Genomic DNA, 10,591 nt, shown 5'->3' on the forward strand with positions numbered 1-10,591 from the left:
AGGGGGACCTGTGTCCGCCGGAGGGCCGATTGGGTGAATACCGCGTTTCAGGCCGATTCACCATGCGTCGGAAATCAGCCAGACGTTATTCGAAAACGCCCAACTCTCCCTTGAGGGCGCTTACTTCCGTCACCGGCGCCGCGCAGACGAACCTCCGGCAGACATACGCGGCGGCCTCCCCGCCGACCAGCGGACGGTCCGCCAGCAGCGGGAACTCATCACTTCCGGCCACGCCCGCGGCGACGACGGCGCCCGGCGCGGTGCCCAGCAGCGCCGTACGGTGCAGCGCGCCGCGCCCCTGCCCGGTCCCGTCCGGGGTCTCCACGACCGCGACCTCGCGCGGCCCGTCGAGCAGTGCCTCGGCCACCGCGAGCCCCCAGCCGATGAACCGCGGCGCCCTCGGCCCGAGGGCCTTGACCACCCCCAACGCCCCTTCGGCGGCGGTGCGGTGGGCCTCCGAGCCGGTGTGCGCGGCATACGAGAGGAGCGCCCCGGCGGCGGCCGTCCAGCCGGACGGCGTGGCGTTGTCCGTGGGGTCCTGCGGGCGCCTGATCAAACGTTCGGCGTCGTTCGCCGTGTCGTACAGCGTGCCGCCCTCGGCCACGAACCGGTCGAGGACAATGTCCAGCAAGAACCCGGCGAATTCCAGCCAAGCACCCTCTCCGGTGACTCCCGCCAGCGCCAGGAAGCCCTCGGCGACATCGCCGTAGTCCTCCAGGACCCCCGCGTTGGCTCCGGCGCGGCCGTCCTTCGACGTACGGGCCAGCCGCGCCGTATCGTCCAGATGCACCCGCACCAGCAGATCGGCGGCCTCGGTGGCACGCTCCACCAGATCCGGCCGGTCGAAGTAGGCGCCGGTCTCGGCCAGGGCGGCGATCGCCAGCCCGTTCCAGGCGGCCACGACCTTGTCGTCCCGGCCCGGCCTCGGCCGTCCGTCGCGCGCCGCGAGCAGCCGCCGCCGTACGGAATCGACCCGCGCCGCGTCCGCCACCCCGCCGTCCAGGGGCAGTTGCAGCACGGACGCGCCCTTCTCGAAGGTGCCCTCCTGCGTCACCCCGAAGTACCGCGCGGCAAACGCGGCGTCGGACTCCCCCAGCACCTCGCGCAGCTGGTCCGGCGTCCACACATAGAAGGCCCCCTCCACATGCGCGCCGCTGCCGTCGTCGCTGTCCGCGTCCAGCGCGGACGCGAACCCGCCCTCGGCCGTGCGCAGTTCACGCACCATGAAGTCGGCCGTCTCCAGCGCCACCCGCCGGGCCAGATCGGAACCGGTGGCCCGCCACAGATGCGCGTACACCCGGCACAGCAGCGCATTGTCATACAACATTTTCTCGAAGTGGGGCACCGTCCACTCACGGTCCACCGAGTACCGGGCGAACCCGCCGCCCAACTGGTCGTAGATCCCGCCCCTGGCCATCGCCTCACACGTGTCGGCCGCCATCTGGAGCGCCCCCTCCGCGCCGGTACGGGCGTAGTGACGCAGCAGGAACTCCACCACCATCGACGGCGGGAACTTGGGCGCCCCGCCGAACCCGCCCCGCGCCGCGTCGTACTCCCGCGTCAGCCCCAGCAGCGCCTGCGCCAGCTCCTCCTCGCCGGGCACCCCGTCCCCCCGGTACGCGAGCGACCGCCCGGCCAGCTCCCCCACGATCCGCGCCGCGACCTCCGCGACCTCCCCGCGCCGGTCCTTCCACGCGGCACTGACCCCCTCCAGGACCTGAGGGAAGGACGCCATGCCGTGGCGGGGCGCGGGCGGGAAGTACGTACCGAAGTAGAACGGCTCCCCGTCCGCCGTCAGAAACACCGTCATGGGCCACCCGCCCTGCCCCGTGGCCGCCTGCACGGCCTCCATGTACACGGCGTCCACATCGGGACGCTCCTCGCGGTCGACCTTGACGCTGACGAAGTGGGCGTTCATGTACCGGGCGGTCGTCGGGTCCTCGAAGCTCTCGCCCGCCATCACATGGCACCAGTGACAGCTGCTGTACCCCACACTCAGCAGCACCGGCACATCACGCCGCCGCGCCTCCTCGAACGCCGCCGGCGACCACGGCCACCAGTCGACCGGGTTGTCGGCGTGCTGGAGAAGGTAGGGGGACGTCTCATGGGCCAGTCGGTTCGCCATGCGACCCATCCTGCCCCAGCCCTCCCGTACGCCCGCCGCAGGCACGGAGTTCTCGACACGAAGCCGAAGCGTCGGTGATGAGCGGCTGATCACCGAGCGGGCGCATCTGAGATCACAGGACAGTAGGCTGAGCCCAGCGGCGCTGGAACTGCCGAGGCTCCTCGAAGGAGGTACACCATGACCGCCGAGATGGTGGCGCCCGCGTGGATGCATACGCAGATCAGCGCGGAGCAGTACGACTCCTGGTCAGAGGAGCAGTGTGCCGGCATTGAGGTCGTGGACGGGATGGTCGTTGTGAGCCCGAGCGCGTCAAAGCGGCACAACCGGCTGGCCCGAATCCTGGCCAATGCCCTGGACGCCGCCGCGGGCCCGGACTGGAACGCCGACACGGACTTCGACGTCCGCCTGCAGGACGTTCCGCTCACCAACCGCCGTCCGGACGTCGTCGTCTACCGGGCGGAGACCATCGACCTCACGCCCACCCGCCCGGAGCATGTGCTCCTGGTCGTCGAGGTCGTGTCCCCCGGCTCGGAGACCACCGACCGGATCGTGAAGGTGGACCAGTACGCCAAGGCCGGCATCCCCTTCTACTGGCGGATCGAACAGGCCGCGACCGGTGTCCCCATCATCTACACCTACGTTCTCGACCCTGCCACCAAGGCCTACCGGGACGGCGAGATGTTCACCGGCGTGATCAAGGCTGCCGCGCCCTTCTCCGTCACCGTCGATCTGGGAGCCATCTGACGGTCCGACGTACGCGCGTGCGTCCGGTCACGCGGGAAGCGTGAGCAGCATCAGCGGAGTGGTGGTGGGCTGGGGTGAGCCGCCGGCGGGTTCGATGGTGAGCCCGACGGCGGTGGCCTTGCCGAGGTCGCCCTCGATGGCCACGGCCCCGTCGTGTTCGAGCAGTCCGGCCGGGTGCATGGTGCCGTGTTCGGCGTACCAGAGCTGGTAGGTCCTGCCCGTCGCCGGGCTGGGGAGGTCGGTGCCGACGAACACCGCCTTGCCCAGCTGTCTGGACGTGATGACCGCGGTGGTGGCCCCGTTGGTGGTGCGGCCGTTGACGGTGCGGACGTCGGGGGCGGACATGACCGAGGTCAGGTCTTCGAGCTGCCGGACCGCCTGCCGCGCCTCTCGTTGCGACTCGGTGCTCCGCTGGTGCTGCCAGGCCGCGACGCCCGCCAGGGTGACGGTGACGACGATGCCGGCCGCGACGAGCAGGGGGCCGGTCCTGCGCATTGCCGAAAGGATCGATGTGACGCGATGGTCCGTCGCGGGCACGCGTGGGGGCATCTGGCGTACGGAGTCGATGCCGTGCATGACCGAATCCCTCATGCCCCGCGGCGCCGGGCTGCCCACCGCTCCGGCGAGACGGGCGGCGGTGGCGGAGAACCCGGCCGCCTCGTCCCGGCACGGTGCGCAGTGCGCGAGATGGGCCTCGACCACGTCACACTCGTCGCGTGGGAGCGCGTCGAGTGCGTAGGCGCCGGTAAGGCTGTGGAGTTCTTCGTGGCCTTTCATGCTGTCACCCCCATGCAGTCGCGCAGCCGGATGAGCCCGTCGCGCATGCGTGTCTTGACGGTCGGAAGCGGGGTGCGGAGGGTTTCCGCGACTTCCCGGTATGTCAGCCCCTGGTAATAGGCGAGAGTGACGGCCTGCCGCTGGAGTTCGGTGAGCTGCTTCATACAGCGGCGCACCTGCTGGCTCTGCAGCCGAGTCTCGGCTCGCTCGGCGACATCGTCGTAGGGCCGTTGCAGGTCGCGTACGGCGTGGTCGTGGTCGCGGTTGGCGGCCGCTTCGGCCGAGCGGACCCGGTCCACGGCGCGGCGGTGAGCGATCACGGTGGCCCAGGCGTGGACGCTGCCCTTCTCCGGGTCGTAGCGCGGAGCGCGCCGCCACAGGTCGATCATGACTTCCTGGGCGACTTCCTCGGACTGGGCGCGGTCGCGCACGACCTTGAGGACGATCCCGAACACGGTGTCGACGACGGCGTCGTAGAGAACCGTGAAGGCTTCCTTGTCGCCGCACGCGACGCGCCTCATGATCTCCTCCAGCCGGAGTTCGGCCGGGTGTGGCGGGCCGGAAGAAGCGGGTTCACTCAACGGGTTCCCTCTCATCGCTGATGGGCCACCTCACACGGGCAGCCCTCATGATCGGCAGGACGCTTCCATCGCATGTCAGTCCTTCGATGACCAATGACGAAAAATGGGGGAGTTCGCGCACAGTGCGCTCTGCCACGCTGTGCCTCCTCATTACTTCGCCACGGTCGGGCAAGCGGATGGGTCACTCATCGCCCGGAGGATCGACCGTGTCCGGCGGTCAACTGTGACATCAACGGCGCCGGGTCCAAGCCGGTGGATGCGTCGCCGCGAAGGATGGGTGTGACCATCAACCGAGCAACTCTCATCCGTGGGACGCTGGCGGGCACCGGCGGCCTGCTGGCCGCGATCTCCTCGCTGGCGGTGGCGGAACTGGTGGCGGCGCTCGTGCGACCGGAGTCCAGTCCCGTGCTCGCGGTCGGCGGCGCGTCCATCGACCTCACCCCGGCACCGGTGAAGGACTGGGCGATCCGCAACTTCGGCACCCACGACAAACTCGTGCTGCAGACGGGCATCCTCACCGTTCTGGCGCTGTTCGCCGTGGCCCTCGGCCTGCTTGCCCTGCGCCGGCGGCGGGCCGGTGCCCTCGGAGTCCTGGCCTTCGGCGTGATCGGAGCGGCCGCCGCACTCGGGCGCCCGGATTCCGCGTCGTGGACCGACGCCCTGCCGTCGATCATCGGGTCACTCGCCGGTGCCGCCGTGCTGTACGTCCTGGCCCGCGGCCTCACCGGCCCCCGCGACGCGGTGACGCCGGACGAACCGGATGGCTGGGACCGCCGCGGCTTCCTGCTCGCCGCATCCGCGGCGGCCGTCGCCTCCGCGGGGGCAGCAGTCCTCGGCCGCGGCCTGGTCGCCTCCCGAAGCGGTGACGCCGTCGCGTCACGAGCGGCCGTCACCCTGCCGACCCCCGGGTCGCCGGCCCCCGCCATCGATTCCCGCGCCGCACCGCGCGTTCCCGGAATGCCGCCGTTCACCACCCCGAACAAGGATTTCTACCGCGTCGACACCGCCCTCGTCGTCCCCAGGGTCGACGCCACCGCCTGGCGCCTGAGGATCCATGGAAGGGGCGTGACCAGCCCCCTCAGCCTCACGTTCCAGGATCTGCTGGACAGCGAACTGATCGAGCGCGACATCACCCTGACCTGCGTGTCCAACGAGGTGGGCGGCCGCTACGTCGGCACCGCGCGCTGGATCGGCGTACGCCTGGCGGAGCTGCTCCGGCAGGCAGGAGTCCGGCCGCCGTCACGCGGGGGCCAGGCCGATCAACTGGTGGCCCGGTCCGTCGACGGGATGACGCTCGGCGCCCCTGTCGAGGACGTGATGGACGGCCGGGATGCCATGCTCGCCATCGGGATGAACGGCGACCCGCTGCCCTTCGAGCACGGCTTCCCGGTCCGTATGGTCGTGCCGGGGCTCTACGGCTATGTCTCCGCCTGCAAGTGGATCGAGGATGTCGAGCTCACCACCTTCGACGCCTACGACCCCTACTGGGTCAAACGGAAGTGGGCCCGCGAAGCCCCCATCAAGACGCAGTCCCGCATCGACACCCCCAAACCCTTCGCGCGCCCCAAGGTCGGCACTGTCATGATCGCCGGGGTCGCCTGGGCACAGCACCGGGGCATCGACCTGGTCGAAGTACGGGTCGACGACGGCCCCTGGCAACGCGCCCATCTCGCGGCCGAACACACCACCGACACCTGGCGCCTGTGGTCCCTCCCCTGGAGAGCCACCCCCGGCACCCACACTCTGACCGTTCGCGCCACCGACCGCACCGGCGAGATCCAGACGGAGCGGCGCGCCCGCACCATCCCCGACGGCGCCAGCGGTTGGCACAGCGTCGTCGTGACAGTGACCTGACGGGCGAACGCCCCGAACCCCCGTTCAAGAGTTACACCAGCGGGTGACATCTCGTCGCCTACGCGATCCACCAATCCACTTGGCGCCGCGCTCCGAATCACCAGTGTGACGATCAAACGGAGAGTCCTCGCCCACCGCCGGCACGAGGGGCACCGCCGACCATGGATCGCCATCGCGCCCTGATCGTCCATGAACCCTTACGGGAGCGTCACCGGGTGACCCGCACTTCTCGCCCAAGCCGCTCCGCACACTCAATCCGCTACACACCGCGACCCTTTGATCACTCAGGAGAACTCTGATGGCTTCCTTCCGCTTCCGTCGTGCCGCCGTCGCTGTCGCCGCGGCCGCTGTCCTGCCACTCGCGCTGACCGCCTGCGGGGAGAACGACTCTTCGACATCAGCCGCGGACAAGGGGACGACGGCGCCGGCCGAAGAGAAGTCGACCTCGCCCGCGGACGATGCCGCTCCTGGCGGCGATGGTCCGTTCGGGCCCGCCTGCGCCTCGGTCCCCACGGAAGGCGCCGGCTCCTTCGACGGCATGGCCAAGGACCCGGTGGCCACCGCCGCCTCCAACAACCCCGCCCTGTCCACCCTGGTGGCCGCGGTGAAGAAGGCCGGCCTCGTCGACACCCTCAACAACGCTCAGAACATCACCGTGTTCGCGCCCACCAACGACGCCTTCGCCAAGCTCCCGAAGGCCGACTTGGACAAGGTTCTCGCGGACAAGGAAATGCTGACCAACATCCTCACCTACCACGTGGTCGGGCAGAAGCTCACCCCGCAGCAGCTTGAGAACGGCAGTTACGAGACCCTCCAGAAGTCCACCCTCACCACCAAGGGCTCCGGCGAGGACTACACCGTCAACGACAGCTCAGAGGTCGTCTGCGGCAACGTCTCGACCGGCAACGCCACGGTCTACATCGTCGACACTGTGCTCATGCCGAAGTCCTGATCGGCGAACGGGACTTGGACGAACACCCACCACCCACCGCTCACCCGGCACACCAGCGACCGTGCCAGGTGAGCGGCGACAGCGCCGACCGGCCAGAAGTCCGGTCGGCGCTGTCGCGCGTCCCCGAGGGACACGGGTGCGCCCACCGTGGACCGGCGGGCTCCCTCGCCATCGCGTGCCGCAGGCAGGACAATGTCGTTTCTCAACCCATGCTCTCGGAGGGGGACGCAGATGCGGGAAAGCCACCGGGCCGAAGCCGAGAGGCTGTTGGTACGTGCCGTGGAGGAAGAGGTACGGCGCTCCGGCGGGCGGACCGAGGGGAACACCCTGCTGGCGCGCGGGCGCGGCGCCCTGGACGCCATCGCGGCGGGCGCGGACGAGGAGTACGCCGCGTATGTGCGCGCGCTGGACACGGAGCGGGCCGAGCGGCCCGCGCTCTCGGAACGCTTCAGCAAGCAATCCCTCGGAACGCCCGTACTGGTCACGTCCGTCGCCGCGGTCGCCGCCATCGGCGCGGACGTCGCGCTGGGCACCGCCACAGGCGTCGCGTTCGGCGCCGGCGCCGTCGTCGCGGTCGCGGGGGCCGCGACCACCGTCGCCAAGGTGACCGCCTCGCACTGGCCGGCCGCGCACCGCAGAGCCGGCGCGGCCGGTCAGCCGGGCGGCACCGAACAGTTGCGGCTCCAGTGGCTGACGGCGCTGGAGGTACGGGGCATCCGCCCGTTCCTCGACCAGCAGCGGGTGCTGACCTCCGCGTCCCGGCGCACCACCAAGAAGCCCACCGTCGTCCCGCAGCTGCGCGGCGGGGACCGCAGCGCCGCCGCCCGCAGACGCAGTGTGCTGGAGCAGTCCTTCGGCCATCTGCCCAAGCCGGCCGGGCCGTTCGCCGGCCGGCGCGCGGCGATGGCACAGATCGCGCAGTGGGTGCACGCGGCCCGGGTGTCGACGGAGACGAAGCCGACGGTCGTGGTGCTCCACGGCGCCCCCGGCTCCGGCCGCACCGAACTGGCCGTACGGGCCGCGCACCAGCTCAAGGACCAGTTCAGAGGCGCGTGCGTGGTCGACCTGCGCGGCGGCGGCTCCTTCGAGGCGCCCCTGTCGACCCGGGACGCGCTGCTGCATCTGCTCAACCGGCTCGGCGCACCGCGCGAACAGCTGCTGTTCCGCGAGGGGTCCTCCCCGGAGCAGCAGGTACGGCGGCTGGGCGAGCTGTATCACCAGCATCTGACGGGCCTGCCGGTGACGGTCGTCCTGGACGACGCCTCCGACCCCGAACAGGTACGGACCCTGGTGCCAGAACGGTCCGACAGCCTGGTGCTGGTGACGGCGCGCGAGCGGCTCGATCTGCCGGACGACGTACCGGCCTGGGTGCACCAGCTGTCCGTGGAGCCGCTGGACACGGCGGGCGCGGAAGAGCTGCTGCGGGCCATGGCCGAACCGTCCGCCGCGTCGGCGGAAGGACCGTACGACGCGCAATCCACCGACCGCGTCGGCGAGTTGTGCGGCGGCCTGCCGCTCGCCCTGCGGATCGCCGGTTCCTCTCTCACGGAGCGTTCCGCCCAGCGGCTGGCCACGGACCTCGACGCGTACGGCCCGGTCGAACCGGTCGACCGGGCCCTGTGGGTGCGCTACACCGACATGAGCGACCAGGCCCGCAGGCTGCTGCGCCGCCTCGCGCTGGCGGGCCGCGCCTCCCTGGGCGCGGCAGCGGCGGCGGCGCTGCTGGCGACGGACGAGCAGGAGGCGGGCCAGCTGCTGGCCGAGCTGTCCCGGGCGGGTCTGATCGACCACGTACGCGCCAGCCGCTACCGGCTGCACGACGTGGTCAGGATCTTCGCGCACTCGCGGCTGCGGGACGAGGAGGGCGCCGAGGACCGTACGGCCGCCCAGGAACGGCTGATCCGGAACTACGGCGAGCTGGCCGACTCCGTGATCCGGCTGGTCGACGGCAAGACCTCCACCCGCGCGGATCTCTTCAAGACCGCGGCGGGCGCGCACGGCTTCTCCTCGCTGGAGTCCGCGCTGCGCTGGCTGGACGACGAGTCCAGCTTCATCACGGCCGCCCTGCGGCACGCCGAGGGAGTCGACCAGCAGGCCGTACTCAACCTGCTGGGCGCGCTGTGCGACTACTGCCTGCTGCGCGGCGACCTCTACCGGCTGGGCGAGATCAACGAGCTGACCCAGGCGGTGGGCCAGGGGCTGCTGCTCCGCTCGGTCCAGTGGCGTACGGGCATCGCGGCCCGGCAGCTCGGCGAGCTGGACAAGGCGCGCACCACCCTGACCACGGTCGTCGGTCTCTACCGTGAGGCGGACCATGACGCGGGCGCGGCCCGCGCGCTGTGCTCGCTCGGCATCACCCTGCACCACCAGGGCAATCTGACCGAGGCCGCGGCGAAGCTGCGCGAAGCGCTCGCCCTCCAGTCCGCGGAGCCGCTGGCCGGTGACCGCGGCTGGACCCTGCACGCGCTGGCGGCCGTCGAGCGCGACCGCGGCTCGCTGGCCGAGGCGCTCACCCTCCTGTCCCGCGCGCTCGTACTGCACCGCGAGAACGAGTCCCTGCACGGCGAGGCGTGGACGCACTTCCAGCTGGGCCAGTTGTATCTGCGCCTCGGCGAGGTCGCGCGGGCGGAGGCGGAGCTGCGCGCGGCACTCGATCTGTACGGCAGGACCCGCGACGGCCGCGGCGAGGCCTGGGCGATGACCCAGCTCGCCCGTACCCACCTGGTGGACGGTGACCCGGACCCCGCGGTCGGTGAACTGCGCGACGCCCTCGCCCGCCACCGCGACAACGAGGACGCGCGCGGCGAGGCGTGGACGCTCTACTACCTGGGCCACGCGCTGGAGGCGACGGGCGACCGCGATCAGGCGGTACGGGAACTGGAGCGGGCGCGCACGATGTTCTCCCGGATGCGGGACGTGTACGGGCTGGCCTGCGCCCGGCACCACTCGGGCCGGGTCACCCGCGACCAGCGCGCCGCCCAGACCGGCAACCTCCGCAACTCCGGCTTCGCCCGCCAGCTGCTGACCGACGCCCGCGCGGACTTCCGCCGCATCGGCGTCGCCCACGGCGAGGCCTGGACCTGTCTGGAGCTGGCCATCATCGACGCCGGTAACAACCGCCCCGGTCAGGCGCTCCAGCTGTGCGACGAGGCGACGGCGCTCTTCGCCTCGTACGACGACCAACGCGGCGCCGACTGGTCCCGCTTCCTGCGCTGCACGCTGCTGCCGTACGCCTCGGCGGGCGGTATCGAGGTGGGCTCGGTCGTCGCGGAACAGGAGCTGTCGGAGCTCTCCGCCGCCGGCCACGCGTCCCGCGACAGCAAACTCACGGAATCCGTGGCGACGCTCGGGGTCATGCTGAGCCGGGGCCTACGGCTGGAGGACGGCTGGGGGGCCTGGCAGCTGGGCATGGTGCCGAACCGTCACGCACGTGAGGTGATGGGCGTACCCGTGACCGCGGTCACCTAGGGCCTTTCGTTCGGATCTTGCCGGGCTCGCGTGCCCTGGCACCGCGCCTCGCCGCGTTGTCGTCAGTCACCAGGGCTCCGCCATGGCTCC

The 10,591-nt window shown here is 71.2% G+C and carries 7 protein-coding genes; 4 read left to right on the top strand and 3 right to left on the bottom strand.

Features of this window, described 5'->3' with window-relative positions; all coding sequences use genetic code 11:
• Positions 1-85: 85 nt before the first annotated feature.
• Entirely contained in the window at positions 86-2,125 is a 2,040-nt protein-coding gene (locus tag ABTZ59_RS32115) for a thioredoxin domain-containing protein (protein ID WP_351421670.1), read from the bottom strand.
• A gap of 177 nt (positions 2,126-2,302) precedes the next feature.
• Here ABTZ59_RS32115 and ABTZ59_RS32120 point away from each other — a divergent pair, with 177 nt between their 5' ends.
• The gene (locus ABTZ59_RS32120; RefSeq protein WP_351421678.1) at positions 2,303-2,869 is read left to right on the top strand and encodes a Uma2 family endonuclease; all 567 of its coding nucleotides are present in this window, start codon (positions 2,303-2,305) and stop codon (positions 2,867-2,869) included.
• 27 nt (positions 2,870-2,896) lie between these two features.
• Here ABTZ59_RS32120 and ABTZ59_RS32125 read toward each other — a convergent pair whose 3' ends face one another.
• Both ABTZ59_RS32125 and sigK read right to left on the bottom strand, forming a co-directional pair.
• Positions 2,897-3,646 carry an anti-sigma factor gene (locus tag ABTZ59_RS32125; protein WP_351421681.1) on the bottom strand — a complete coding sequence of 250 codons (750 nt, stop codon included), beginning with the start codon at positions 3,644-3,646 and terminating at the stop codon, positions 2,897-2,899.
• Positions 3,643-4,227 carry an ECF RNA polymerase sigma factor SigK gene (gene sigK / locus ABTZ59_RS32130; RefSeq protein WP_503003796.1) on the bottom strand — a complete coding sequence of 195 codons (585 nt, stop codon included), beginning with the start codon at positions 4,225-4,227 and terminating at the stop codon, positions 3,643-3,645. Before sigK ends, ABTZ59_RS32125 begins: the two co-directional genes overlap by 4 nt.
• Before the next feature lie 273 nt (positions 4,228-4,500).
• Between sigK and ABTZ59_RS32135 the strand changes: the two genes are divergently transcribed.
• The 3 genes from ABTZ59_RS32135 to ABTZ59_RS32145 all read left to right on the top strand — a co-directional run bounded on the left by ABTZ59_RS32135 (position 4,501) and on the right by ABTZ59_RS32145 (position 10,501).
• Positions 4,501-6,081, top strand: a complete 1,581-nt coding sequence (locus ABTZ59_RS32135) for a molybdopterin-dependent oxidoreductase (RefSeq protein WP_351421691.1) — start codon at positions 4,501-4,503, stop codon at positions 6,079-6,081.
• Positions 6,082-6,379: 298 nt separating this feature from the next.
• On the top strand, positions 6,380-7,033 hold the full coding sequence (locus tag ABTZ59_RS32140) for a fasciclin domain-containing protein (protein ID WP_351421694.1): 654 nt from the start codon (positions 6,380-6,382) through the stop codon (positions 7,031-7,033).
• A gap of 231 nt (positions 7,034-7,264) precedes the next feature.
• A complete protein-coding gene (locus tag ABTZ59_RS32145) occupies positions 7,265-10,501 on the top strand; it encodes a tetratricopeptide repeat protein (protein ID WP_351421699.1) in 3,237 nt (1,078 codons plus the stop codon).
• The last annotated feature ends 90 nt before the right edge of the window (positions 10,502-10,591 follow it).

The sequence above is a fragment of the Streptomyces sp. NPDC094034 genome, from assembly GCF_040303865.1.
In the GTDB taxonomy this organism is placed as follows: domain Bacteria; phylum Actinomycetota; class Actinomycetes; order Streptomycetales; family Streptomycetaceae; genus Streptomyces.